This is a genomic window from Aurantiacibacter odishensis, assembly GCF_003605195.1.
Classification (GTDB): Bacteria; Pseudomonadota; Alphaproteobacteria; order Sphingomonadales; family Sphingomonadaceae; genus Alteraurantiacibacter; species Alteraurantiacibacter odishensis.
On record NZ_QYOS01000025.1, the window covers coordinates 726618 to 751081 of the forward strand.

General features: G+C 63.7%; 23 protein-coding genes. 9 read left to right on the forward strand and 14 right to left on the reverse strand.

Going from position 1 to position 24464, the window contains the following annotated elements; translation table 11 throughout:
* Nucleotides 1-8: 8 nt before the first annotated feature.
* The 6 genes from D4Q51_RS15445 to D4Q51_RS15470 all read right to left on the reverse strand — a co-directional run bounded on the left by D4Q51_RS15445 (nucleotide 9) and on the right by D4Q51_RS15470 (nucleotide 7790).
* Nucleotides 9-1586: a preprotein translocase subunit YajC gene (locus tag D4Q51_RS15445; protein ID WP_240624802.1), complete on the reverse strand. Its 1578-nt coding sequence runs from the start codon at nucleotides 1584-1586 to the stop codon at nucleotides 9-11.
* A 107-nt stretch (nucleotides 1587-1693) separates the two neighbouring features.
* Nucleotides 1694-2680 (reverse strand): P-loop NTPase family protein, encoded by a 987-nt coding sequence (locus tag D4Q51_RS15450; protein ID WP_120078702.1) that lies wholly within the window; start codon nucleotides 2678-2680, stop codon nucleotides 1694-1696.
* A gap of 13 nt (nucleotides 2681-2693) precedes the next feature.
* On the reverse strand, nucleotides 2694-4211 hold the full coding sequence (locus D4Q51_RS15455; protein WP_120078703.1) for an XrtA system polysaccharide chain length determinant: 1518 nt from the start codon (nucleotides 4209-4211) through the stop codon (nucleotides 2694-2696).
* A gap of 16 nt (nucleotides 4212-4227) precedes the next feature.
* Complete coding sequence (locus D4Q51_RS15460) at nucleotides 4228-4872, reverse strand: XrtA/PEP-CTERM system exopolysaccharide export protein (RefSeq protein WP_240624803.1); 645 nt, start codon at nucleotides 4870-4872, stop codon at nucleotides 4228-4230.
* Nucleotides 4873-5064: 192 nt separating this feature from the next.
* A complete protein-coding gene (locus tag D4Q51_RS15465; protein WP_120078704.1) occupies nucleotides 5065-6291 on the reverse strand; it encodes a pyridoxal-dependent decarboxylase, exosortase A system-associated in 1227 nt (408 codons plus the stop codon).
* Nucleotides 6288-7790: an acyl-CoA ligase (AMP-forming), exosortase A system-associated gene (locus tag D4Q51_RS15470; protein WP_120078705.1), complete on the reverse strand. Its 1503-nt coding sequence runs from the start codon at nucleotides 7788-7790 to the stop codon at nucleotides 6288-6290. Before D4Q51_RS15470 ends, D4Q51_RS15465 begins: the two co-directional genes overlap by 4 nt.
* A 135-nt stretch (nucleotides 7791-7925) precedes the next feature.
* Between D4Q51_RS15470 and D4Q51_RS15475 the strand changes: the two genes are divergently transcribed.
* From D4Q51_RS15475 to D4Q51_RS15490, 4 genes are read left to right on the forward strand one after another with little or no spacing between them, the layout of a single operon-like run.
* Nucleotides 7926-8798 carry a GNAT family N-acetyltransferase gene (locus D4Q51_RS15475; RefSeq protein ID WP_120078798.1) on the forward strand — a complete coding sequence of 291 codons (873 nt, stop codon included), beginning with the start codon at nucleotides 7926-7928 and terminating at the stop codon, nucleotides 8796-8798.
* A gap of 12 nt (nucleotides 8799-8810) precedes the next feature.
* A complete protein-coding gene (locus D4Q51_RS15480; protein ID WP_120078706.1) occupies nucleotides 8811-9104 on the forward strand; it encodes a phosphopantetheine-binding protein in 294 nt (97 codons plus the stop codon).
* Nucleotides 9105-9110: 6 nt separating this feature from the next.
* The gene (locus D4Q51_RS15485) at nucleotides 9111-9773 is read left to right on the forward strand and encodes a hypothetical protein (protein WP_120078707.1); all 663 of its coding nucleotides are present in this window, start codon (nucleotides 9111-9113) and stop codon (nucleotides 9771-9773) included.
* Nucleotides 9770-10552, forward strand: coding sequence for a hydrolase 1, exosortase A system-associated (locus D4Q51_RS15490; RefSeq protein WP_120078708.1), 783 nt, complete (start codon nucleotides 9770-9772; stop codon nucleotides 10550-10552). The genes D4Q51_RS15485 and D4Q51_RS15490 overlap by 4 nt, the downstream gene beginning before the upstream one ends.
* Here the strand turns inward: D4Q51_RS15490 and D4Q51_RS15495 are convergent.
* From D4Q51_RS15495 to D4Q51_RS15525, 7 genes are all read right to left on the reverse strand, one after another.
* Entirely contained in the window at nucleotides 10543-11745 is a 1203-nt protein-coding gene (locus tag D4Q51_RS15495; protein ID WP_120078709.1) for a class I SAM-dependent RNA methyltransferase, read from the reverse strand. The genes D4Q51_RS15490 and D4Q51_RS15495 overlap by 10 nt on opposite strands.
* The gene (locus tag D4Q51_RS15500) at nucleotides 11742-13142 is read right to left on the reverse strand and encodes an NAD(P)H-hydrate dehydratase (RefSeq protein ID WP_120078710.1); all 1401 of its coding nucleotides are present in this window, start codon (nucleotides 13140-13142) and stop codon (nucleotides 11742-11744) included. The genes D4Q51_RS15495 and D4Q51_RS15500 overlap by 4 nt, the downstream gene beginning before the upstream one ends.
* The gene (locus tag D4Q51_RS15505) at nucleotides 13139-13483 is read right to left on the reverse strand and encodes a hypothetical protein (RefSeq protein ID WP_120078711.1); all 345 of its coding nucleotides are present in this window, start codon (nucleotides 13481-13483) and stop codon (nucleotides 13139-13141) included. The genes D4Q51_RS15500 and D4Q51_RS15505 overlap by 4 nt, the downstream gene beginning before the upstream one ends.
* Nucleotides 13483-15345 carry a dihydroxy-acid dehydratase gene (ilvD, locus tag D4Q51_RS15510; RefSeq protein WP_120078712.1) on the reverse strand — a complete coding sequence of 621 codons (1863 nt, stop codon included), beginning with the start codon at nucleotides 15343-15345 and terminating at the stop codon, nucleotides 13483-13485. The genes D4Q51_RS15505 and ilvD overlap by 1 nt, the downstream gene beginning before the upstream one ends.
* 110 nt (nucleotides 15346-15455) lie before the next feature.
* The gene (locus D4Q51_RS15515; protein WP_120078713.1) at nucleotides 15456-16187 is read right to left on the reverse strand and encodes an N-formylglutamate amidohydrolase; all 732 of its coding nucleotides are present in this window, start codon (nucleotides 16185-16187) and stop codon (nucleotides 15456-15458) included.
* Nucleotides 16184-16996, reverse strand: coding sequence for a 4-(cytidine 5'-diphospho)-2-C-methyl-D-erythritol kinase (locus D4Q51_RS15520; RefSeq protein WP_120078714.1), 813 nt, complete (start codon nucleotides 16994-16996; stop codon nucleotides 16184-16186). The genes D4Q51_RS15515 and D4Q51_RS15520 overlap by 4 nt, the downstream gene beginning before the upstream one ends.
* 9 nt (nucleotides 16997-17005) lie before the next feature.
* Nucleotides 17006-18649 (reverse strand): electron transfer flavoprotein-ubiquinone oxidoreductase, encoded by a 1644-nt coding sequence (locus D4Q51_RS15525; RefSeq protein ID WP_120078799.1) that lies wholly within the window; start codon nucleotides 18647-18649, stop codon nucleotides 17006-17008.
* Nucleotides 18650-18733: 84 nt separating this feature from the next.
* Between D4Q51_RS15525 and D4Q51_RS15530 the strand changes: the two genes are divergently transcribed.
* Genes D4Q51_RS15530 through moaB form a run of 3 tightly spaced genes read left to right on the forward strand, consistent with a single transcriptional unit; the run spans nucleotide 18734 to nucleotide 21749 of the window.
* Entirely contained in the window at nucleotides 18734-19465 is a 732-nt protein-coding gene (locus D4Q51_RS15530) for a uracil-DNA glycosylase family protein (RefSeq protein WP_162925361.1), read from the forward strand.
* Nucleotides 19462-21222, forward strand: a complete 1761-nt coding sequence (locus D4Q51_RS15535) for a lytic transglycosylase domain-containing protein (protein WP_205689512.1) — start codon at nucleotides 19462-19464, stop codon at nucleotides 21220-21222. The genes D4Q51_RS15530 and D4Q51_RS15535 overlap by 4 nt, the downstream gene beginning before the upstream one ends.
* Nucleotides 21222-21749, forward strand: a complete 528-nt coding sequence (gene moaB / locus D4Q51_RS15540; RefSeq protein ID WP_120078717.1) for a molybdenum cofactor biosynthesis protein B — start codon at nucleotides 21222-21224, stop codon at nucleotides 21747-21749. The genes D4Q51_RS15535 and moaB overlap by 1 nt, the downstream gene beginning before the upstream one ends.
* Here the strand turns inward: moaB and D4Q51_RS15545 are convergent.
* The gene (locus D4Q51_RS15545; RefSeq protein ID WP_120078718.1) at nucleotides 21746-22087 is read right to left on the reverse strand and encodes a VOC family protein; all 342 of its coding nucleotides are present in this window, start codon (nucleotides 22085-22087) and stop codon (nucleotides 21746-21748) included. The genes moaB and D4Q51_RS15545 overlap by 4 nt on opposite strands.
* Nucleotides 22088-22135: 48 nt before the next feature.
* Between D4Q51_RS15545 and D4Q51_RS15550 the strand changes: the two genes are divergently transcribed.
* Both D4Q51_RS15550 and D4Q51_RS15555 read left to right on the forward strand, forming a co-directional pair.
* Complete coding sequence (locus tag D4Q51_RS15550) at nucleotides 22136-23218, forward strand: PA0069 family radical SAM protein (protein ID WP_120078719.1); 1083 nt, start codon at nucleotides 22136-22138, stop codon at nucleotides 23216-23218.
* Nucleotides 23219-23340: 122 nt separating this feature from the next.
* On the forward strand, nucleotides 23341-24464 hold a 1124-nt coding region (locus D4Q51_RS15555), incomplete at its 3' end, for an OmpA family protein (RefSeq protein ID WP_162925362.1).

The window sequence follows — 24464 nt, forward strand, 5'->3', positions numbered from 1 at the left end:
TGACCCTATCAGTCAAACGTGTAACGAAGGCCCAGCAGGGCCGAAGCGGATGAATAGTCGGCGAGGTCGTCGTCGCGGCTGATGCCGTCGATGCCCACGGCAGCGATGCCGGTGAGTCCGCGCCAGATGTCGCGATTGTAGGCGAGCGATGCGGAATAACCGATGCCATCGCCCAGATTGCCCGCGCCGGCATCGAACCAGCTGGCATAGGCACCAGCGGACAGCCCCGAATTGCGATCGAGCTGGTGGGCGATATTCGCCGCGATGTAATAGCTTTCGTCCACCACCCCATCCACAGCGGCGAGGACGGTCTCCTCCGCGCCAATGAAGCTGCGGCGATCGTAACCCGCGCCGATGCCGAAGCTGGTGCGTCCGGCAACGGCGGAATAGCTCGCGGAAACCCCGCGATTGCGGAAGACCGAGGAGCGCAGCGAGTTGAGCTGTGCTAGCGTGCAGTTGTTGCCCTCCACCCCGATCACGCAGCCGCCGAGGTCGCCCGAGATCGGATTGCGAACGGCGGTGAAATCGGTGCCCAGCAGGTCCAGCGCGTTCGTCAGTTGCCCCCCGAAGCCGGTGATGTTGTCGTAAACGGCGACGCTGAGGCCCGAATTGCGGCTGGGCGCGTAAGATAGCGTGCCGTAATAGGTGGTGGAGCCATAGCGGCGGCCCAGTGTAGCAGAGAGCGAGGTGCGGCGACTGGGCCGCCACATCACGCCCACGTCCCAGATCAGCCCGTCTGTCTCATAGGCGATCCGGCGCGGCTGGCTTTCGTCGGTGACAAGTCGGCCATCGGGGCCGAGCAGCACAGTGCCATCCGCATCCAGCACGGCGTCGCGGCTGGATACCTCTACGTCTTCGTACCCGACACCCGCTACCAGAGCGAGGGTCGGAGAAACCGGGAGCGTCACGTCGGCGCGCACGTACTTGTCGTCGATACGCTGATCGAGATTGGAAATGTCCTGGCGGTTCCATCCGCCGCCCACACCGACGCCAACCGGTGCGACCGTGCCCGGAGCAAGCCCGACGCGCAGCGCAGCATTATGCGTCACGCTGTCGTCGAAGATATCTACCGGCTCCTCACCCGGCGCGAGCGCCAGCGCATCGGGCGACTCCACACGGGTGTAGCCGAGCCGATACTGGCCGCTGATCTGCATCGGCCCGGAACGGGTCTGGATCGCGGGACCTGCGTAGACAGAATAGATCTGGCTGGTTGACCCCTCATTTCCGGCAATCTGGCCGACCGAACTGAATCCGCTGCCATCCACGCTGGTGCGGGAAGCGAGGCCCCCGGCCTCCAGCGTGATGCCCTGGCGATAGAGGCTGAGCGACGCGCGGGCGATGCCCGACACGGTATCGCTGTCCACCGCATCGCCGTAACCAATGTCGCGTTCGTAACGCAGCGATGCGGATGCGGCGCTGTTGCGGCCCGCAATCGTGGCATCCACGCCAGCGGCAAGCTGCGTGTAGGTCAGCACCTCGTCGCCCGGTTGCAGCTGCGCGGTAATGACCTGCGAAGCCTCGATATAGGGCGCTACGTCCGCGCCGTAGGCACGCTCGGCACGCTCGTTGCTGTCGCGCTCGGCCATTGCAGAAGGGGCAGCGGGGCCTTCCTGCTGGGCAAGCGCGGCCTGCGACAACGTGGCCAACGCCAGCGCAAGGGTCGCTCTCGCAAACAGACATGGGTGCCCTGCCATCACGCCTCTTCACCGTAATAGGCACCGAAGCGGCGGCCGCTGGGGCTGAAATGCGCGGCATTGAGCAGCAGTTTGAGATCGGGACAGGCGGAGAGCAGCGTCAATGCATCCTCGAGCGCATTCTGCCCTGTACGATCGGCACGAACGACCATGATGGCCTGACCCACGTGATTGGCGAGTTCGGCAGCCGGAGAGGCCGCCAATGCGGGCGGACTGTCGAAGATGATGATCCGCCGGGGCGCAGCGCGGGTCAGCCGGTCCAGCACCTGCGCCGTGCGATGGCTGGCGAGGTATTCGCTGTCCGACGTGGTGTGATTGCCTGCTGGCAAAACGTGCAGTCCGGCGATGTCGGTAGCGAGCACGCAGTCTTCCACCATCACGTCGTCGCGTGCCAGCACGTCCATGAAGCCCGGCCCCTTCGGCAGGCCCAGCATCCTGAGCACGGAGGGCTTTGCGAAATCAGCATCCACAAGCAGGACTTCGCAGTCCTTCTCTGCGGCCAGCGCCAGCGCGAGGTTTACCGCGCAATAAGTCTTGCCCTCGTCCGGGTGCGGAGAGCAGATCAGCACGCGCTGCGCCAGCGCACCGTTGCCCTTCTCCTGCGCCTTGCGCACCGATTGCAGCACCTGCCGCTTCACGATGCGGAACTCCTCCAGCAATTCGGTGACTTGCCCCTCAGGCTGGATCAGGCCGTAGCGGGACAGGCAGTCCCGGTTGAGCGGGTGCTGCTTGTCGCTGAATTTCACGTCGACGTAGACTGGCTCCGGCGGCGCTCGCAGTTCCGCCTGCGGCGCTTCGATAGGCACCGGGGCTTCTTCGCTTTCGTTCAACTTCGGTTTCGGCGTTGCACGTTTCGGGCGACGGTTCACCGGCTTCTTCAATTCATTCGGTACCTTGGCCGGCTTGTAGCCGCCCATGCCGAACATGCTTTCGGCCCGCTCCAGCAGCGTCTTGGGTGGTTCGGGAGAGTTGCTCTGGTCTGTCATCGCTCGGTCCCCCTCAAGCCACCATGCCGCGCTGGACGAATTCGACGCCCATCAGCACCACGAACATCACGCCCAGTCCGCCGACGCCGGCTGCGAAATACTTGAGGCGCTTGGCCCGCAATTCGCGGCCTGCCTCGGTAAAGGTATGCGAGATCGTACCGATCACCGGCAGACCGACGCTGCGCTCAAGCTGGCCTGCGGTTGCGAAAGTAGAGCCGAGCTTGCTCAGTGCGTAGGCACTGCCGCCGCCCGCACCTATGCCCACGATCAGCACTCCCAGCAGCAGCAACGGCCGGTTTGGCGCGGCAGGCTTGCGCGGGGTGGTTGGTGGATCGACCACTTCGAACTGCACCGCGCTCCGCTCGTTTTCCACCTGCCCCCGCAGGCGCAGTTCCTCACGGTCCTGCAGGAGCTGGTCGTACTGTTCGCGCAGCACGTCATAGTCCCGGCTGATCCGCTGGGCTTCGGCAGCAGCGCCCGGCTCCAGCGCCTGGTTTGCCGTGATCGAGGCGATTTCCGCCCGCAGCCCCGCCGCCCGCGATTGCAAGGACTGCACGTTGGACTGCCGTTCCACGTACATCGACTGAAGCGTGCTGTAGGCGGGGTTCAGCTGGCCGCCCGAAGGCCCGGCTGCCTGTGCCTGTTCGCGCAAAGAGGCAACCGTCCGGCGGGCTGCGACCATGTCGGGATGCTCGTCGGTAAGACCGCGTGCCTCCAGCGCGGCGAGCTGCGCCTGGGCCTGCGCCAGCGAAGCCTGCGGTCCGCCAGATCCGGGCGTGACGATGAAGCGCGGCGTGCTGGAGATCTGGCCCTCCAGGCCCGCCAGCGCGCTCTGCGCGGCGGCAAGGTCGGCTTCCACAGCGCGCAGTTCGGCGCGGGTCGCGTTTAACTGGTTGGCAATGGCCTGCGCCCCGCCGATCAGTTCCGGGTGCGCGGTTTCGAATGCGAGGCGGCGCTCTTCTGCCGCAGCAAGCTCGGCTTCGCGCGCGGCCAGCTGCTGGTTCAGGAATTCGATGGAGTCCTGCATATCCCCGCGCGCCCCGCCAAGGTTCTCCTCGCGGAAAATCTCGATCATGCGCTGGGCGATGACTTGCGCCAGTTCCGCGTTCTGCGAATCGGACAAGTCCCGGCGACCGCTGGCAGCGGTGATCTCGAAGATGTTCTCGCCTTCGCTCACCACCTCGATATCCCTGGTCAGCCCCTCAATGGCGGCTTCCATGTCGGTGGGTGAAGTCACACCGTCGCCGATACGGGTGGAGCGGACCACCTTCTCCAGATTGACCGCGCTGACAAGCGTCTGGCGGATACGATCGATATCGCGCGCGCGGCTTGCCGCACCTATGCCGATCTGTTCGGCAAGCACGTCGTCTAGCTGCACGAAAATGCGCGTTTCGCTCTCGTAGGTGTTGGGGATCAGCGCGACGACCAGCCAGCCCAGAAGGCAGGTTGCCCATGCGATGCCCAGCGCCAGCCAGCGGCGATTCCAGATCGCATAGATGCCGCCACGCAGTTCTTCGAGAAGCTGGTTCAAAGCCTTCGGACCTTCCTCAGAACATGCTTTCCGGGATGATGATCACGTCGCCGGGACGCAGCATCACGTTGGCATCGCTATCCCCACGCCGCAGAAGGTCTGCCAGGCGCAGGGAGTATTCCTTCTGGCTGCCGGACTGGCGATCAAACCTGATCAGCGTAGCGCGGTTGCCCGCAGCGTATTCGTTGAGGCCACCGACCGCGATCATCGCGTCGAGCAGCGTCATGTTGGCGCGGTAGGGGATGGAGGCGGGCTGCGCGGTCGCACCCACGATGCGAACCTGCTGGCTGAACGTGCCGGCAAATTCGTTCACGATCACGGTCACCAACGGCTCTTCGATGTATTGCGACAGTTGCAGACGGATATCCTCGGCAAGCATCGTCGGCGTCTTGCCCACGGCGGGCATATCCGCCACCAGCGGCGTGGTGATCCGGCCATCGGGGCGCACCTGCACCTCTGCACCAAGTTCGTCGTTGCGCCAGACGTGGACGGTGAGCTTGTCGAGCGGACCGATAACGTATTCCTCGCCAGGCCCTTCCTGCATCGCAACAAAACGCGCGGGCTCAAGCTGCGGACCCGATGCCCCGCCGCCGCAGCCGGTCAGGCCGACAGCGAGACAGGTCGAGGCGAACATGAGACTTACGGGCATTTTCGTGCGCATCAGGCGTCCTTCGCGAATTACCGGCGGCCAGCGTGAACGGCGATCGTACCGCCCATGCGAACTGCCCTTGGGATCCGGTCAGGGCTTCTCTCGAAAAAGGGTGAACAATGCGTTAGTCTTCATGCGCAAAACCGCGCAGGAAGCGGGTTTGCGAAGACCTGTCCTGTTCTGGGACGCTTCGAGAATCGGGTATCAGACCAGCAATTCGCGGGCTGCACCCTGGCCGAGGAATGTCGCCGGGCTGGCGCTCGCCCCATATGCCCCGGCGCAGAACACGGCGACCAGATCACCCACCTCTGCGCGCGGAAGGTGTGCCGCGTCCGCCAGGCGATCCAGCGGGGTGCAAAGACAGCCGACGACGTTCACAACCTCTTCCGGCTCCGCATCGAAGCGCGTGGCGATGGCCACGGGATAATTACGCCGGACAACGGTCCCGAAATTTCCGGACGCTGCCAACTGGTGATGGAGCCCGCCATCGGTAATCAGGTAAGTGGTGTCGTGGCTCACCTTCCGATCAACAACACGCGTCAGGTATACACCTGATTCGCCGACGAGATATCGCCCCAGTTCGATCGCGAACCGGGTTTCGCGTAGCACGTTAGGAAGGTCGGCGAAGCGTTCTTCCAATGCGGCACCTATTGCGGCGATATCGACCGGCGTGTCCTTGTCGAAATACGGAATGCCGAAGCCACCGCCCATGTTGAGGTGCGGCAGGTCTACGCCCGCTTCGTCTGCCAACTGCGCGGCAAGGTCGAGCACGTGACCTTGCGCCTCGATCAGCGCCTCTGCATCCAGTGCTTGGCTGCCCGAATAGATATGGAAGCCCTGCCAGTTCGCGCCAGCGTCGACAATCCTTCGCGCAAGCGCGGGAACGCGGTCCGCGTCGATGCCAAACGGCTTCGCCCCGCCGCCCATCTTCATGCCGGAACCGCGCAGTTCGAACGTCGGGTTCACCCTGATCGCGAGCCGGGGCTTCACTTTCAGTTGCTTGCCCATCTGGAGCGCGCGCCCCGCCTCGTTCTCGGATTCGAGATTGAGCGTGACCCCGGCCTTGATTGCGGCGAACAATTCACGGTCGCGCTTACCCGGCCCCGCAAAGCTTATCTCGCGCGGCAGATAGCCAGCTTCGCGAGCTTGCTCGAACTCTCCGATGGAGGCGATATCGAGACCATCTACGAGGTCTGCGATGAATTGCAGCAAAGGCCCGTAAGGATTTGCTTTCATTGCGTAATGAATATTCAGGCGCTCTGGCATCGCGGCGCGCAATCCGGCGATGCGCTGCTCGATAATACTGCGAGAGTAGACGAACAGCGGCGTGTCACCGGCCTCTTTGACCAGCGAGGATGCCGTGCGTCCGCCGATGGAAAGCTCGTCATCCAGGGCCGTGAATTCGGGCGGGATCGGGCCGAGCGCCTTCATGTCATTTCTCTTGCAAGCAGGGCCCGGTCGACCTTGCCGTTGGGGTTCAGCGGCATGGCATCGAGCCAGCGGATAACAGCGGGCTGCATGAAATTGGGCAATTCGCGCCGAAGCGCCGCTCGCAACTCGTCTTCCGAACCGCTGCCGCGCACGACAAGATAGATGGCGTGCCCCAGTTTGTCGTCGGGAACGCCAAGGGCAACGGCTTCCTCGGCCAGTCTCGTCGCGATTGCTGCCTCCTCGATTTCCTGCGGGCTGATGCGATTGCCCGCGCTCTTGATCATGGCATCGTCGCGCCCGACGAAATAGAGCAAGCCATCCTCGTCCCGCCGCACGTTGTCGCCAGACCACACCGCCATGCCGCCGTAGTGCGACGCCTTGGGGGCAGGCTTGAAACGTTGCGCCGTCCGCTCCGCATCCTGCCAGTAACCTTGCGCAACCAGCGGGCCGCAATGCACGAGTTCACCTTCACTGTCGATCTCACCATCCTGATTCACAACGAGGATTTCTGCAAACGGAATGGCGCGGCCCATCGATGTGGGATGCTTGTCCACCAGTTCGGGATCGAGGTATGTCGAGCGGAAAGCCTCTGTCAGGCCGTACATCGGAAACAGGCGCGCGTCCGGGAAAGTGCGGCGAAGATCCCCTACGAGATCCTCCGTCAAGGCGCCGCCACTGTTGGTCAGGCGGCGCATCGATGCCACCGCCTCGGCGGGCCACTTCTGCCTCACGAGCTGCACCCACAGCGGCGGCACGGCGGCGAGCGTCGTGATGCCATGGCGGCCGCACGCCTTGATGACGTCACGCGGCGTCAGGTAGTCCAGCGGCACCGCGCTGCCGCCCGCGTACCAAGTGGAAAGCAACTGGTTCTGCCCGTAATCGAAACTGAGCGGCAAGACGGCGAGCGTCACGTCGTCCGCCTTCATTCCGAGGTAATGCGCCACGCTGACCGCGCCCAGCCACAGGTTGCTATGGCTGAGCATTACGCCCTTGGGCCGTCCGGTGGAGCCACTGGTGTAGAGGATGGCGCAAAGGCCAGCGAGATCGGCTGACGAGGGATCGAGCAACGGTGTTGCCGAGCGCGCTGCCTCCAAGGCTGTCGCTTCCTCGATCTGCGGGCAACCGGCGGGCACATCCCCTTCCTCCATCGAAGCGAGACGCGCCGCATTCGCGATTAGCAGACTGGCGCCGCTATCGGCGAGAATATGGTTTACCTGCGCCCGCTTCAGCAGCGGGTTTATCGGCACGTGCACCAGCCCTGCCCGCGCAGCCGCAAGCGGCATCAGGCAGGTCAGTTCCCCCTTGGCCGCCCATGTGGCGACCCGCGCGCCCTTCTCCGGGACCTTGGAGCTTAACCATCCCGCAAGCTGCGCGACACGGCTTCTTAAGTCCTTCCAGCTAAGCGTCTCCCCCCGCAGGACCAAAGCCGCGTCCGCATCATCACCACGCAGCGCAAGGTGATCGAGCGGATAGGGCGTGGGGTCGGGCGTGGTGGGCATGAACTTCCTGGAGTGCGCTTCTCGGTGACGGCGATCAGCTATCACGACACGGTTAACGATCTGCAAGGCCTCGATTGGTCTAATGCAGGTCCTTTTGCACGGCCGGAATGGTTCGCCTTGCTCGAAAACAGCGGTATGCGACCTTTCCTGGCGCTTGCCCGAAGCCATGAGCAAGGCATCGCCCTGCCCCTTTGCCGAACCGGCAACGGCTTCGAAGCGCTGACCAATTGGTATGCCTTCACCTGGAGCGACCTTCGCACGAGCGGCGCGGGCGACGATGCCATGCTTAGGGAACTCGCCGCAGACCTTGCGCGCCGGACACACCGCGTGGTCCTTTCCAAGCTGCCGGACGATGGCACCCTGACGCGGTTCGCACATGCCTTTCGCAGCGCCGGATGGCTTGTCATTGTCGAACCCTGCGACACGAACCACGTCCTCGCAGTCGGTGAGCGAAGTTACGAACAGTATCTTGCCAGTCGCCCGGGTCACTTGCGCACGACACTGAAGCGTAAAGCGAAGAAGGTCGAGCTGGCGATTGCCGACAGGTTTGACCCTGCCGATTGGTCGGCATACGAGGATATCTACGCCGATAGCTGGAAACCTGAGGAAGGCGATCCAGACCTCCTGCGTGCCTTCGCGCAGGGCGAAAGCGAAGCGGGCCGCTACCGCTTCGCCCTTGCCCGCCGGTACGGACAGCCAATCGCCGCGCAATTCTGGACCGTCGATAACGGCACGGCCTACATTCACAAGCTGGCGCACCGGCAGGGCGTCGACAAGCTCTCGCCCGGCACCACGCTGACTGCGGCTATGTTCGAGCGGGTCATCGATACCGACGGCGTCAATCTCGTCGACTTCGGCACGGGCGACGATCCTTACAAGCGCGACTGGATGGAAGACGTAAGAGTGCGATGGAGGCTCATCTGTCTCGGGCCGGGGAGCCCGCGAAACTGGCCGGTCCTGGCGAAGCACGTGTTTCGCAAGCTTGTGCGCGGGGCATCCGATGGCTAGTGCGCAACTATTATGGCGACCAACCTTCCCGCCCGCACCGAACAGTCCGAGGACACGGATCTCATCCTGCGCCAGGTCCTTTCGGACGTGCTCGGCCTTTCGGCAGAGCGAATCGACGAGCTTGAACCGGACTCCGGCCTTTTCGGACATCTGCCGGAACTCGATTCCATGGCGGTCGCCGGGCTGCTCACCGAACTGGAAGACCGGCTCGATATCATCATCGATGACGAGGACGTTGACGGCGAAATGCTGGAGACGTTCGGAGGTCTTCGTTCTTTCCTCGTCGGCAAGCGCGCCATCGGCTGAACCGCCATGCTGACGGGTCTCTGGCCCTCGCCCTCCGGTAACGATGAATACGTGCTCGGCTTCGATGCAGACCGGGCCCGACGCGTCCTGTTGCTGCGCGGTCTGTTCGACGAAGGCAACAAGCTGCGCCATTTCACTGTCGAACTGATGCGCAGGCTGGATGTAGCCGGAATCGATTCATTCCTGCCTGATCTGCCTGGCACCAACGAAAGCCTCGCTCCGCTGGAACGCCAGACTCTGGCCGGATGGCGAGAAGCGATGCGTCACGCCGCGAACCATTTCCGCGCCACGCACGTGCTGGCGATCAGGGGTGGCGCACTGGTTGCGCCAGCCACTCTGCCCAACGTCCATTACGCCCCGGCTTCCGGCCCCAGCCTTCTGCGCGCAATGCTGCGTGCGCAGGTCATGGTTGCAAGGGAGGCAGGCCGCGCAGACACGCGCGAGGAACTCCTCCGTCGTGGCCGGACAGAGGGCTTGCAACTGGCCGGATACCGGATCGGCCCCGAAATGATTGCCGAGCTGGAGCAGGCGCAGCCTGAAGATACCGTTGCGGTGGAGATCGCGCAGGGCGATGTCGGTGGCGGCGGCCTCTGGCTGCGCGTCGAACCCGGTCACGATCCAGCCCAGGCCGATCGCCTCGCCGCGCTGGTGGCGGAGCGGCTGCCATGACAAGGCAGCATGTCCCGTTTTCCTGCCTCGCCGAGAGTCTGGTCGGTACTCTGGACGATGCAGAGGGATCGGCAGGCTTGCTGGTGGTGAGCGGTGGTAACGCGGCCCGTAACGGTGCCTTCTCAGGCCTGTCGCGGCTTTCGGCACAGGTGGCTGCGGCAGGCTTTCCGGTATTTCGTTTCGACCGGCGCGGGGTCGGGGACAGTAGCGGCGAAAACCTTGGTTTCCGCGCCTCCGCCCCTGATGTCGAGGCCGCCATCGCCAGATTCCGACAGCAATGCCCGCAGGTCCGGCGATTTGTCGGCTTCGGCAATTGCGACGGGGCTGCGGCACTGATGCTGGGGCGCGGTTTCGGAATGGATGCGCTGGTCCTCGCCAATCCGTGGACGTTCGATGACGAGGCCTCGGACGAAACCACGCCCGAGGCGATCCGGGCGCGTTCCCTCGAAAAACTGCGCAATCCGCGGGAGATCGCTCGCCTGATTACCGGGAAGGTGTCTCTTGGCGGCGTGGCCAGAAGCCTTAAACGCGCCGCGACGACAAGGCCATCGACCACGATTCTGGGCGAAACCATGGCATCGTCGCTGGCTGAGTTCGATGGCGACGTCCGCATCCTGCTGGCGAGCCGGGACCGTACGGCGCAGGCGTTCAAAGCGAACTTCCCGATCAGCGACCAGACGGTGCATGAGTGCACCGGCGCAGATCACGCCTTCAGTGACCCGGAGCACAGTGACTGGTTACGGCACCACATTATCGAGGTCCTAAACGATCAAGCCTGACGCAGGAAAAGGCTCGCGAGTTCCACGTGGGTCGACCAGCGGAATTGCCCGACCGGACGAAGCTCCGCCAGCGCGTAACCAGCCTCTTTCAACTGCACGCAGTCACGCGCCCAGCTCGACGGGTTGCAGCTGATGTAAACGACGCGTTCGACATTGCTCTGCGCCACCTGCTCCACCTGCGTGCGAGCGCCAGCGCGTGGCGGGTCGAGCACGATGCCGTCGAAGGCATCCAGTTGACTCGCGCGAAGCGGATTGCGGAAGAGATCGCGATGCGCGCATTCGATGGGCAAGCGGCGACGATTGGCGACGAGCCGCAAGGCATTGCTGGCCGCAGCATCGGCCTCTGCCGCCAGCACCTGCGATTGAGCGGCAAGCGACAGGGCGAAAGTGCCCAACCCCGCGAACAGGTCCGCCACGCGGTTGCAGCCTGAAAGCCACTCTCTCGCCGCTGCCACCAGCGCCGCCTCACCATGGTCCGTGGCCTGCAGGAAGGCGCCCGGCGGGAAAGGCACGGGCACGCCGCCCAGCGTTGCCGTCGCAGGCTCCGGCTCCCAGAAGCTTTCCGCGCCAAAGCCATGGTCCAGCGTCAGGCGCGCAAGGCTTTGCTCCCGGCAGAAATCAAGAAGTGTCTCGGTCTGCTCCAGCCCTTCCGGAGCGAAACCGCTGATGTTCAGGTCCACGCCTTGATCCAAAAGCGTCATCTCGATGCCGATGGCGTAGCGGCCTTTCAGTTGCGCAAGGTAATCGCGCAACGGCTGCACCAGCGCAAAGAGCCGGGGATGCAGCACATGGCACTCGCGCATGTCGACGACCTTGTGCGAGCCACCCTGCGTGAAGCCGATCAGCGGGCGGCCACCTCCGTTCACCGCGCGCAGACTTGCACGGCGGCGGGTGTGCGGAGGTGACATGGCGGGAGCGGCAACGACCTGAGGCTCCAGCCCCTGCCCATGCGCCGCATGGACCACCCGCCCTCGCACGAAATCGCTGAGCGTCGCTTCGTCGCAATGTTGCAACTGACATGCGCCGCAGGTGCCGAAGTGACGACACGGCGGAGTGGCATGGTGCGGACCATGTTCGAGGGTGCCATCGGCGCGCAGCACGTCACCGGGCACGGCCCTGGCGACGTGCCGTCCATCTGCGGTCACGCCATCGCCCTTTGCAGCGATGCGGATGATCTCGGCATTCTCGCTCACGATAGCTCCGCAAAGGCATCGGGGATGTATTCGACAAGCTGGCCTGCCGTGAAGACCGGGCCCGCAAGCCGCGCTGCCTCCGCATGGAGCCAGCAGCCCTGTTCCGCCGCAAGGCGTGGGCTGACGCCGGTTGCCAGCCTGCTGCCGATCAGGCCCGCGAGAACGTCTCCCGTTCCCGCCGTGCTGAGCCAGCTGGTGGATGGCGGCATGACCGCCAGCGAAGAGCCTTGTGCGGCAACGATCGTATCCGGCCCCTTGGCGACCAGCACGCCTTCGATCGCTTCGGCCAGTTCGACCGCCTGCTCCACCCTGTCCAACCCGACGGTGCCGAAGGCGTTGGCCATCCCTTCGAGTTCGCCCGCATGAGGCGTGGCGATGATCGGCAGATTGCGGTCTTCCAGCATTGGCGGCTGCAACAAGGCCAGCGCATCGGCATCGACAACGGTGGGAACGTCGCAGGCGAGGATCCAGTCGAGGCGCGACACGGCAGCATCGCTGCGACCGAAGCCGGGGCCGATCACGATGGCATCGATCCTGTTGTCGCGGACCATCTGGAACAGGGAGCCATGCTCCACCACAACGTCAATCGGCGCACCGGGCGGCTCGCAATCCTCGTCCACGAGGATTTTGACATAGCCCGCTCCGCCAAGCTGCGCGGCACAGGCGGCGAGGACAGCGGCGCCCGGCATTGCGCCCGCAATCACGGCCACCATTCCGCGCGAATACTTGTGGGCATCAGGCGCAGGTTTGCGGAAGCTGGGCCGTGCGGAAAGGCGCGCGGCGGAATGCACCTTGCCCACGCCGATATCGACCAGCCTGCGCTCTCCCATCCGTGCCATCGCAGGCATGAACCAGTGCGCGTGCTTCCACGCCCCTAGCGCGAGGGTGAGATCGTAATCCGGCAGACCCTCGTTGAGGACATCGCCGTTATCGCTGTCGACACCGCTTGGCAGATCGACAGCTATCCGTAGAGTGTGGCTGTTCACGAGATGAGTCAGCAAAGCAAACAACTCATCCGAAAGCGGCCTGCCCAACCCGGTTCCGAACAGGCAATCCACCAGTACCTCGCCGCTGGCTTTCTCCACCACCTCGCCGCCCCATTTGCCGCGCGCTGTCTGCGCGGCATCAGTCTTGGGCTCGATCGGCGCGACGACCGATACGGAAAGGCCACGATCTGCAAGAACTCGGGCGATCACGTAGCCGTCTCCGCCGTTGTTGCCCGGCCCGCACAGCACCGTCACGGACCGACCGGCGGCAAGGCGCCAGACCCAGTCGGCGGCCCCGGCACCGGCGCGCTCCATCAGGCTTTCGACTGTATCGCCACCGTCGATCAACGCCTGCTCCGCCGCCTGCATCTGCTCAGCGGTCAGAATTTGCTGGGGCGCGGCGGCGCTCATTGCGAAACCGGCAAGTGATAGCGATCCGAATCCACGCGAACTTCGACATATCCGCCGCGGTCAGTCACTTCGGCTTGCTGCGCGCCGTCGGCAGTGACGAGGCCGGAACCCGGCACACCAAGCTCGAAGCGGCGAAATGCCCCGTCTGGATGGCGCACGATCACGAAGCTGGCGCCATCCTGCTCGACACGTTCCATGGAACAATCGCGCCCAAAGCCACCCGCGCCGCCCAGCGAGCAATCGATCATCGTCGTACTGGTTGGCTGTGCACCCGCTTCGCCCGCATCCTGGCAACCGCCCAGCACAATGATCGCAATAATGGAAGCGCCGCCTGCTCGCACTATTTCCGGCCCTGTGTGATCTGGCTCACGTCGCGAACCGCACCCTTGGCGGCGCTCGTCGTCATGGCGGCATAGGCCTGCAAGGCGGGCGTGATGCGCCGCTCCCGCTTCTCGACCGGCTGCCATGCGGCATCGCCTTTCGCTTCCATATCGGCGCGGCGGTGGGCGAGTTCTTCCTCGCTGATCGCCATGTTGATGGTGCGGGCGGGAATGTCGATCTCGATGATGTCGCCGGTTTCCACCAGGGCGATGGCCCCGCCCTCACCCGCTTCGGGGCTGGCATGGCCGATGGAGAGGCCCGATGTGCCACCGGAGAACCGCCCGTCGGTCAGCAGAGCGCATTTCGCCCCAAGACCCTTCGACTTGAGGTAGCTGGTGGGATAGAGCATTTCCTGCATGCCCGGACCGCCCTTCGGCCCTTCGTAGCGGATCACCACCACGTCGCCTGCCTTCACTTCGTCACCGAGGATCGCCCCGACGGCTGCGTCCTGACTTTCGTAGACTTTGGCCGGACCCACGAATTTGAGGATGCTCTCATCCACCCCCGCGGTCTTAACGATGCATCCGTCGCGCGCGATGTTGCCGTAAAGGACGGCAAGTCCACCATCCTGCGAGAATGCGTGTTCGGCGCTGCGGATCACGCCGCTTTCCCGGTCAAGGTCGAGCTCCTCCCACCGGCGCGACTGGCTGAATGCCGTCTGCGTGGGCACGCCGCCGGGGCCCGCCTTGTAGAATTCGTGAACTTTCGGGTTGCTGTTGCGGACGATATCCCAGTCATCCAGCGCATCGCCCATTGTCGGGCTGTGCACGGTGGGCAGCGCCGTGTGCAGCAGCCCCGCACGGTCCAGCTCGCCAAGGATCGCCATGATACCGCCCGCCCGGTGCACGTCTTCCATGTGCACGTCGGCCTTGGCCGGAGCAACCTTGGACAGGCACGGCACCTTGCGGCTTAGCCGGTCGATATCCTGCATGGTGAAATCAACTCCTGCTTCCGCTGCGGCAGCGAGCAGGTGAAGCACGGTATTGGTGGAACCGCCCATGGCGATATCCAGGCTCATCGCGTTCTCGAACGCTTCGAACGTCGCGATGGAGCGCGGAAGGACGCTCGCATCGTCCTCTTCGTAATAACGCTTCGCCAGAGCGACCACGAGCCGCCCGGCCCGCTCGAACAGGCCCTGACGGTCGGAATGGGTGGCAAGCTGCGAGCCGTTGCCCGGCAGCGAAAGGCCAAGCGCCTCGGTGAGGCAGTTCATGGAGTTCGCGGTGAACATGCCGCTACACGATCCGCAGGTCGGGCAGGCCGACTGTTCGATGCTGAGGACTTCCTCGTCGGTGTAGCTCTCGTCCGCCGCTGCGACCATGGCGTCGACCAGGTCCAGCGCCACTTCCTTGCCCTTCAGCACCACCTTGCCGGCCTCCATCGGTCCGCCGCTGACAAACACGACAGGTACGTTCAGTCGCATCGCCGCCATCAGCATGCCGGGCGTGATCTTGTCGCAGTTGGAAATACACACCATGGCATCGGCGCAGTGCGCGTTCACCATGTATTCCACGCTGTCCGCGATAAGATCGCGGCTGGGCAGCGAATAGAGCATCCCGTCGTGGCCCATGGCAATGCCATCGTCCACGGCGATGGTGTTGAATTCCTTGGCAACGCCGCCTGCCGCCTCGATCTCGCGTGCGACCAACTGTCCAAGGTCCTTCAGGTGTACGTGGCCCGGCACGAACTGGGTGAAGGAATTGACAACGGCGATGATCGGTTTGCCGAAGTCGCTATCCTTCATGCCGGTGGCGCGCCACAGGCCGCGGGCACCGGCCATGTTGCGGCCGTGGGTGGTGGTACGTGAGCGATATGCGGGCATTGTCGATCCTGCCTTGCGTCGGTCCAGCTTGGGTATGTCGCAACCTCCCTTAAAGGAAGCGGCAACCTGTCCGAAAGAGGAAAAGCTTTTGCGCGATCAAGCGGCGCTGATCAGTCGAACGTGTCGAGCGCCAGTTTCACCCGCCCCGCGACGTCTGCGATGATCGCAGCCCAGCGGGCCTGCCCGGTTTCGGTGGCAATCAGGTCATTGCGGATCTCGATCGCGCAATAGGGCCGTCCGTGCGCCTCGGCATGACGGTTCATCGTCGCATTGAGCAGCTTGCCGGAATAGGGCTCGTTATCGCCAACGGTCACGCCGAGTTCGCCAAACAGGCGAATGGCATGCTTCGCCGCGCGATCATCCTTGTTGTAGAGCAGGCCGATCTCCCACGGACGTTCCTGCGCAGGATCGCTTTCGAGTTCGGGCGTGAAGCTGTGAATGGAGAGAATAAGGCCGGGTTGCACCTCGTCGAACCAGCGCTCCATCTCGGCATGGTAAGGCCGGTGGTAGGCATCAAGGCGCGCCTCACGGTTTGCGCCGATGTTGCCGGGGACAAGAATGCCATCGGTGTTAATGGGAATCAGCTTGTCGTGATCTTCCTCCCGGTGCATGTCGATCACGAGGCGGCTGACGTCACTAAGCAGACACGCGATGCCGTGTCGGCGCGCAAGGCGGTCGCATACGCCACCCGCGCCAATGTCCCATGCGACGTGCTTTTCGAGCGTTTCGCGCGACACGCCCAGTTCGAATTCGCCGGGCACGCGGTTGGAAGCATGGTCGCACACGGCAACAATGCCGCCCGGCCGGGCTTCGCCGATATGGCGAAAGACCGTCTCGCTCATCGCAAAGATCCTTTCATCTGCCACCAGTCGGAATGCTCCGATGCCAGCTTTTGTGCCGCCCTATCGCGAATTTCTGCCGTTTCATAAAGAGCGAAGCAGGTCGCTCCGCTGCCGGACATCTCGTGCATCCACGGGTCGGTGGTGGATAACGAGGTGAGAACGGTGGCGATTTCAGGGCAGATTTCGATGGCCGGCTGGCGCAGGTCGTTGCGACCGTGGCGGGCGATGCGGCTTGCCGGTCCGGTAGGTAGCGCCCCTCTGTCCGTGCCATCCCACGCCTTGAACACCGGTCCTGTCGGAACCGGCTTTCGCGGATTGACCAGCAGCACGGCCATGCCGGCCATGTCGTTCTCGACCTCCACGCGCTGCGCTCCGGTGCCCAGCCCGATATGCATGTCGCTGTCGACGCAGGCGGGGACATCCGCGCCAAGTCTTGCCGCCCGCTCACGCCAGTCGTCGGGCAGGCTGTAGGCCCCACGAACCATGCGAAAGACTGCCCCTGCATCGGCCGAGCCGCCGCCCAGCCCCGCTGCGACGGGCAGGTTTTTCTCCAGCGTTACGTCCAGCCCATCGGATCGCGGCAGCGCCGACAAGGCTTGCATCACGATATTGTCGAAAGGATTTACCAGCGCCGTCGCGAACGGACCGACGGTGTTCAGCCGATCCTCCTCCGCGCTGTTCGCCGTCAGCACGTCTCCACAATCTACGAAAGCGAACAGGGTCTCAAGTTCGTGATAGCCATCCTCGCGCCGACTGCGGACATGCAGCGCGAGGTTGATCTTGGCATAAGCAGTTTCCGTGAGGTGCAAAGCCCCGACTCACATGTTCGGATAGTTCGGCCCGCCGCCGCCTTCGGGCGTGGTCCAGTTGATGTTCTGGTTGGGGTCCTTTATGTCGCAGGTCTTGCAGTGGACGCAATTCTGCGAGTTGATGACGAACTTCGGCTCCTCGCCGTCCTCCTTTACCCACTCGTATACGCCAGCCGGGCAATAGCGCGTCGACGGACCTGCGTAGACTTCCAGTTCGCTCTTGCGCTGCAACTCCATGTCCGCAACCTTCAGATGATTGGGCTGGTCCTCTGCGTGGTTGGTGAAGCTGTAGGAAACGCTGGTGAGACGGTCGAAGCTGATCTTGCCGTCGGGCTTTGGATAGTCGATCGGCTGGTGAAGATCGGCGCGGTTTGTAGCCTCGTAATCGCGGTGATGGCCCATCGAGCCGAGACCGACGCCCAGCGTGCGCAGCCACATGTCCGCGCCGGCCAGCACCGTGCCGATGTCACCGCCGAACTTGGCAACCAGCGGCTGCGCGTTCTGCACCTTCTTCAGTTCCTTGGCGATCCAGCTATCGCGCAGGTTAGCGTCGTAATCCGCAAGCTCGGTATGTTCTTGCCCTTCGCCGATGGCTGCCGCCACGCTCTCGGCCGCCAGCATGCCGCTCTTCATCGCGGTGTGGCTGCCCTTGATGCGCGGCACGTTCACGAAGCCCGCCGCGCAACCGATTAGCGCGCCGCCGGGAAAAGCCAGCTTGGGCACGGACTGCCAGCCACCCTCATTGATGGCTCGCGCGCCATAAGCCACGCGGGTGCCGCCTTCGAGGTACTCCTTGATCGCAGGGTGATGCTTCCAGCGCTGGAATTCCTGGAACGGCGAGACGTAGGGGTTCTCGTAATCGAGCGCCGTAACGAAGCCGATGGCGACCTGTCCGTTCGCCTGGTGGTAGAGAAAGCCCCCGCCCCAGGTGTCGGTTTCGCTGAGCGGCCAACCCTGGGTGTGAATCACTCGGCCCGGCACGTGCTTTTCGGGATCGATGTCCCACAATTCCTTGATGCCCAGGCCGTAGACCTGCGGCTGACAGTTCGCTTCCAGGTCGAACTTCGCCTTCATCTGCTTGGTCAGGTTGCCACGAGCGCCTTCGGCAAAAAGGGTGTACTTGGCCTGGATCTCCATGCCCGGCTGGTAATCTGGCTTGTGGCTGCCGTCAGCGGCAACGCCCATGTCCTGCGTGATCACGCCGGTGACAGCGCCGTCCTCGCCGAACATCACCTCGGCAGCGGGGAAGCCGGGGAACACCATGACGCCAAGCGCCTCGGCCTGTTCGCCCAGCCACCGGGTCAAGTTGCCCAGCGATCCGGTATAGCAGCCTTTGTTGCTCATCAATGGCGGCATCATGGCGTGCGGCAGGCTGGTCTTGCCGTTCTTGCCGAGCATCCAGTGCCAGTTGTCGGTGACGGGCGTTTCCGCCATCGGACAGTCCATCGTGCGCCAGTCCGGCAACAGTTCATCCAGCGCCTTCGGATCGACGACGGCGCCCGAGAGGATGTGCGCCCCGATCTCGGAGCCCTTTTCCAGCACGACCACTTCCAGCTCTTCGTTGAGCTGCTTCAACCGGATTGCCGCGGACAGGCCAGCAACGCCGCCGCCGACAATCACTACGTCCACGGGCATGGATTCCCGTTCAACCATCATTTCGCCTCGTTTTGCGGAACAAACATCGGATTGGGCTTGATCGTTGCCCGACTGATCGTCAAGACCACCCTTGGTCCAAACATGGAATATCGCAACGAAATCCCCCTGGGCGATCAGTTTGCCGCTGCCATGGACTGGTGGCGCGATGCGGGCGTGGATTACGAGTTTTCCGACGAGATCGTGGCACTCCTCGTGGACGAAACGGAAGCCGAAGATCCTCGTCCCGCCGCACCGGCAAAAGTAGAGGCGGAAAAAAAGCCTCCCGAACCAAAGGTTAAGTCGGCAGACTTGCCGCGCGATCTTGCTGCGTTTCGTGACTGGTGGGTAGGCCCGGATAACCCCTTTGCCAACGGTCACGCCGCACGCGTCGCGCCCATCGGCAAGCAAGGCGCGCCGCTGATGGTGATAACTGCGATGCCGGAAGCCGAGGACCGCGACAGCCTGCTGTCAGGCCCGCAGGGTCGCCTCGTCGGCAACGTGCTGCGCGCCATGGGCCTCGACCCGAACCTCGCCTATTTCGCCAGTGCGCTACCGTGCCACACCACCCTGCCGGACTGGGACCAAATGGCGGCGGACGGCCTAGGCAGCGTGATTGCCCATCACGTCACGCTGGCAAAGCCGCAGCGCGTACTGCTGCTAGGCAGCAAGATCCCGGCGGTGCTTGGTCACAACCCTGCGGCCCCGCCAGACTCCTTCTCGGCCTTTGCCGACACCCCTACCCTCGCAACATTTGCCCCCGACCGCCTTCTGGACCACGCGCATCAGCGCGCCCGGCTCTGGAAGCGACTATGCCAATGGACTGCCCCCCAATGAAGTTCACCGCTGCTATCGCAATCGTGATGTCCTGCATAATCGCCGCGCCTGCCATCTCGCAGGAACGGGATTCGCGCACATATTTCACCGCTCGCATCTCTGATCGACCTGCTCCGCAGCAGCTTTCGGCTGAGGATCGTGCCTATTACGGCAGTCTCTTCGGGGCGATCGAGGCGGGCGACTGGGGCCGGGTGGAGAGCCTGCTCCAACAACGTCCCACAGGCCTCCTCCACGATGTCGCGCGGGCCGAGTATTATCTTGCTGCCAATTCACCTCGCGTCGAAGCGGATCAGATCGCGCAGTGGCTCCAATCGGGTGCGGAACTTCCGCAGGCCGCGCAACTGGTGCGCCTCGGCCAGACCCGCGGCTTGAATGGCGAACCGAACTTGCCTTACGCGCGCGATTTCGTGGCCCAGCGCTCCGTGCCGCGTCGCACACGCCCGCGTTCGGTCAACGATGGCACGATGCCTGCGGATATAGAGCGCGCTATCCTTGAGCGGATTACGAACGATGACCCATCCGGTGCCCGCGTGCTGCTGGACGGCGTCGACTCCTCGCTCAGCCCGGAAGCGCGAGCCGAATGGCGCCAGCGCGTTGCCTGGAGCTATTTTATCGAGAATCGCGATGCCCAGGCGCTCGCCATGGCTCAGACCGTCCCGGAGGGCCACGGTGCGTGGGTGGCCGAGGGAGAATGGACGGCAGGGCTTGCCGCCTGGCGCCTCAACGATTGCGAGACCGCCAGTGGGGCATTCCAGCGTGCCGCCCAACAGGCGATCAGTCCTCCCCTGCGCGCAGCCTCCCTCTTCTGGGCATCGCGCGCGGCGTTGCGGTGCCGGCAACCGGGCCTGAGCGAAGACTTGCTCAGCGATGCGGCGCTGATGGACGAGACGCTCTACGGGATGCTCGCCGCAGAACAACTGGGGCGGCAGTTGCCGGACCGGGTAGAGAACGCGGACTTCTCGGAAGAAGACTGGCGAGCCATAGGCAACAATCGCAACACTCGCGTAGCCGTGGCCCTTGCCGAGATCGGCCGGGACGTGCTCGGCAGCCAGGTGCTGCTACATCAGGCACGGATCGGCAATCCCCGCGATTACGCTGCCTATTCGCGCCTCGCCCGCGATCTGGGCTTTCCGCAGACGCAGCTTTACATGTCGCTCAATGCGCCGCCCGGCGGAGAAGCGGACCCGGCATCGCGTTACCCCGCGCCAAAGGCCGCGCCCTACAATGGGTGGCAGGTCGATCCGGCTCTCGCTTTCGCGCACATCCTTCAGGAAAGCGCCTTCCGCGCCAATGCCGTCAGCCCGGCAAATGCGCAGGGCCTGATGCAGATCACGCCGATCACCGTGCGCCAGCACGCGCCTACGCTGGGGCTCAATGCCGGTTCGATCGACATCTTCGATCCCGAGACGAACCTCGCGTTCGGCCAGCAGAACCTCCTCATGCTGCGCGACAGCCCCGTCACGCGGGGGCGGATGCCGGTAATCATGGCGGCCTACAATGCCGGGATGACCCCCATCACCCGGTGGGAGACCGAGGTCAACGACCAGAACGATCCGCTACTTTACATGGAAGCGATTCCCTATTGGGAAACGCGCGAATACGTCTCCATCGTGATGCGGCATTACTGGATGTACGAGCGCCAGGCGACCGACACCTCCCCCAGTCGCATGACCCTGGCACAGAACGGGTGGCCGCTGTTCCCCGATGGCACCGCGCCGTCAAATGGCCGGGTCTACATGTCGGCCGGGGGCAACTGATGGCGATCGACGAAAGCCGTACCTTCCGGCCTATCAACATCGCCTTGCTGACCGTATCCGACACGCGCGGCCCGGACGAGGACACCTCGGGCGATATCCTCGCCGAGAGGATCGCGGCGAAAGGCCATAATCTCACAGCAAGAGCAATCGAGAAGGACGATGCCGACGCTATCGTTGCCCTGCTGGGCAGATGGACCGCCGATCCGGGGATCGACGCTGTCGTCTCAACCGGCGGTACGGGTCTCACCGGGCGCGACGTGACGCCTGAAGCGCTCGACCGCATCAAGGACAAGGATATTCCGGGCTTCGGAGAACTGTTCCGCTGGATCAGTTACCAGACCATCGGTACCTCGACGGTCCAGTCCCGCGCGCTCGCCGTGCTGGCTGGAGGGACCTATATCTTTGCCCTCCCCGGCTCGAACGGCGCGGTTAAGGATGGCTGGGACCGTATCCTGGACGAACAACTCGACAGCCGTAACCGTCCGTGCAACTTTGTCGAACTCATGCCCCGCCTGAACGAACGCTAGTCGGAAGCAGGCTGGTACACGGCCATCGCCTGCCCTTCGGGATCGGTAAAATGGAAGCGTTTTCCGCCGGGAAAATCGAACACGTCCAAGGTAATGGTTCCGCCGGCCTCCCGCACGGCCTCAACCGCGGCAGCAATGTCATCGACGCGCACAACCGGGAGCGGAGCCTCGGCCTGATGTTCCCTGGTGCCATTGAGCGCAAACTGGCGAGGACCATGCTCATGCGCGGCATAATTCTCGCCATACGAGGTAAAGTCCCAGCCAAATACGCTTGAATAGAAATGCTTTTGTGCCCTCACCGACTGCGCCGGAAGCTCAACGTAATCGAGTACTCCCATGGCATCCTCCGTTCTTGCCTCTAGGACAATATGTTCTATAAATGTTCCATGCGCAAGAACCCAGTCTCCCAGCGCGGTCGCGGAGCCCAGTCAGCCGATGTGCCGCAACGTTTCGGTCTCGCACAGCGAGAAACCGACGGTGACTGGCGCGATCTTTCCGAGACTGTCGACGGCCCGACGCCGAAGTTGCGCACGACCGTTACCGAGGAAACACCCAAGTCGATCCTCTCGTTCAACCAGTCGCCGGACATCGGATTCGACCGTTCCATAAACGCCTATCGCGGCTGCGAGCATGGATGCATCTATTGCTTCGCGCGCCCGACGCACGCTTTTCACGACCTTTCTCCCGGCCTCGATTTCGAAACCAAGCTGTTCGCAAAGCCGCAAGCGGCGGACTTGCTTCGCAAGACGCTGGCACGGCCCAAGTATCGCCCGCGGCCGATCGCGATGGGGACGAATACCGATCCCTACCAACCGATCGAAAGCCGTTACCGTATCACGCGGCAAGTGCTCGAAGTCTGCCTGGAGACCCGCCACCCTGTAACCATCACAACCAAGTCGGACCGGGTGCTGCACGATCTGGACCTGCTTGAAGAACTCGCGCGGTACAATCTCGTCGCGGTGTCGGTTTCGGTGACCAGCCTCGATCCGGAGCTGTCCGGAAAGCTCGAACCCCGAGCAGCATCTCCCGCCAAGCGACTGAAGGCACTGGAGAACCTGGTGAAACACGGCGTACCAGCCCACTGCGCCATAGCCCCCGTCATCCCTGCCGTCACAGATGCGTTCATGGAGGAAATCGTCACCCGCGTCGCAGAAGCGGGAGTGCAGAACTGCGGGTGGATTCCGTTGCGCTTGCCGCACGAGGTTGCCCCGCTTTTCAGGGAGTGGCTGGAAGTCCATTATCCGGAGCGCGCCGGAAAGGTGATGAGCATTGTGCGCTCGATCCGTAACGGGCGCGACAACGATCCGGATTTCTTTACACGCCTGAAGCCGAAAGGGGTCTGGGCAGACCTGTTCAGGGCGCGTTTCCGCATCGCATGTCGCCGCGCGGGGATCGAGAACCCTGCTATCGAACTCGATACCGTTGCATTTCGACCACCCCAAACCGGCAGACAACTGCAATTGTTATGAAGGGCTTCGCATTGCCGAAGGTTTGGGGTAACACGCGTCCCGGCTTTGTCGCAGTTGCGAGATAATCGTGGCCGCGGCGCTGCGCGTAAAGATTCGCGTTCCTTGATATGGGGGAATACCAGATGAAGAAGTTCACAGTCGGCCTGTTGTCGGCAACGGCGTTCATCGCCACGCCTGCGATGGCTGGAGATGACGAGTTTTACATCGGTTTCGGTTCGGGCATCGGCAAGACCGAGCGCACCGAACTGTCCGATACGATTTTCGACCAACCGCTTTCGCTCGAATCCGAACTGGGTTGGGAAGCCGAAGCCGTAATCGGTTACGACGCCGGCCCGCTGCGGTTCGAAGTCGAAGGGTCCTACAAGGACTTCGATATCGACACGATCGATGCTGGCCTTGTCGGCGTGCCCTTCGGCACCGGTCCGAACTTCCCGCTGGCTGACGGCGTGCTGGATCCCGTGACCGGTGAACTGAACACCTGGAGCGGCATGTTCAACGCGCTGCTCGATTTCGGCGGCAACGACGGCCTCGGCTTCTCGTTCGGCGGCGGCGTTGGCATTACCAACGCGAATTTCGAGAACATTACCGCTTTCGACACCGGCCCCGGCTTCCTCGACGAGAGCGATACGCGCTTCGCCTGGCAGGGTATCGCACAGGTACGTGCGCCTGTGACGCGCAACATCGATGCGTCGATCAAGTACAAGTACCACCGCGTCACGGATGTCGAGCTGATCGACAACGTTGGTCGTACTTTCGAAGGCCACGTCGGCACGCACACCGTGCTGGGCACCTTCATCTTCAACTTCGGTGGCGAAGAAGCGGCCCCGCCGCCTCCTCCGCCGCCGCCCCCGCCGCCACCTCCTCCGCCCCCGCCGCCTCCGCCGCCGCCGCCGCCTCCGCCGCCGGCTCCGGTCTGCGAGCAGGGCCCCTACATCGTGTTCTTCGATTGGGACGAGTCCACCATCACTCCGGAAGCAGCAACCGTGCTCAACTCCGCCATCACCGCCTACGGCGATTGCGGTACCGCAGCCATCATGCTGGCCGGCCACACCGACCGCTCCGGCTCGGTCGAGTACAACATGGGTCTGGCAGAGCGTCGTAACGCCTCGGTCCGCGAATACCTCACCGGTCGCGGCATTCCGGGCGGTCGCATCTCCAGCGAAGCCTTCGGCGAAAGCATGCCCCGCGTGCCCACCGCAGACGGCGTGCGCGAACTGCAGAACCGCCGCGTGGAAATCACTTACGG

Excerpts from the sequence above, each read along its gene's own strand:
- moaB (WP_120078717.1), top strand. The coding sequence starts at position 21,222 with ATGGCGATCGACGAAAGCCGTACCTTCCGGCCTATCAACATCGCCTTG.
- D4Q51_RS15485 (WP_120078707.1), top strand. The coding sequence starts at position 9,111 with ATGCTGACGGGTCTCTGGCCCTCGCCCTCCGGTAACGATGAATACGTG.
- D4Q51_RS15490 (WP_120078708.1), top strand. The coding sequence starts at position 9,770 with ATGACAAGGCAGCATGTCCCGTTTTCCTGCCTCGCCGAGAGTCTGGTC.
- D4Q51_RS15525 (WP_120078799.1), bottom strand. The coding sequence starts at position 18,649 with ATGGTTGAACGGGAATCCATGCCCGTGGACGTAGTGATTGTCGGCGGC.
- D4Q51_RS15530 (WP_162925361.1), top strand. The coding sequence starts at position 18,734 with ATGGAATATCGCAACGAAATCCCCCTGGGCGATCAGTTTGCCGCTGCC.
- D4Q51_RS15515 (WP_120078713.1), bottom strand. The coding sequence starts at position 16,187 with ATGAGCGAGACGGTCTTTCGCCATATCGGCGAAGCCCGGCCGGGCGGC.
- D4Q51_RS15550 (WP_120078719.1), top strand. The coding sequence starts at position 22,136 with ATGCGCAAGAACCCAGTCTCCCAGCGCGGTCGCGGAGCCCAGTCAGCC.
- ilvD (WP_120078712.1), bottom strand. The coding sequence starts at position 15,345 with ATGCCCGCATATCGCTCACGTACCACCACCCACGGCCGCAACATGGCC.
- D4Q51_RS15450 (WP_120078702.1), bottom strand. The coding sequence starts at position 2,680 with ATGACAGACCAGAGCAACTCTCCCGAACCACCCAAGACGCTGCTGGAG.
- D4Q51_RS15465 (WP_120078704.1), bottom strand. The coding sequence starts at position 6,291 with ATGAAGGCGCTCGGCCCGATCCCGCCCGAATTCACGGCCCTGGATGAC.
- D4Q51_RS15460 (WP_240624803.1), bottom strand. The coding sequence starts at position 4,872 with ATGCGCACGAAAATGCCCGTAAGTCTCATGTTCGCCTCGACCTGTCTC.
- D4Q51_RS15480 (WP_120078706.1), top strand. The coding sequence starts at position 8,811 with ATGGCGACCAACCTTCCCGCCCGCACCGAACAGTCCGAGGACACGGAT.
- D4Q51_RS15445 (WP_240624802.1), bottom strand. The coding sequence starts at position 1,586 with ATGGCCGAGCGCGACAGCAACGAGCGTGCCGAGCGTGCCTACGGCGCG.
- D4Q51_RS15500 (WP_120078710.1), bottom strand. The coding sequence starts at position 13,142 with ATGAGCGCCGCCGCGCCCCAGCAAATTCTGACCGCTGAGCAGATGCAG.
- D4Q51_RS15535 (WP_205689512.1), top strand. The coding sequence starts at position 19,462 with ATGAAGTTCACCGCTGCTATCGCAATCGTGATGTCCTGCATAATCGCC.
- D4Q51_RS15545 (WP_120078718.1), bottom strand. The coding sequence starts at position 22,087 with ATGGGAGTACTCGATTACGTTGAGCTTCCGGCGCAGTCGGTGAGGGCA.
- D4Q51_RS15475 (WP_120078798.1), top strand. The coding sequence starts at position 7,926 with ATGCGACCTTTCCTGGCGCTTGCCCGAAGCCATGAGCAAGGCATCGCC.
- D4Q51_RS15470 (WP_120078705.1), bottom strand. The coding sequence starts at position 7,790 with ATGCCCACCACGCCCGACCCCACGCCCTATCCGCTCGATCACCTTGCG.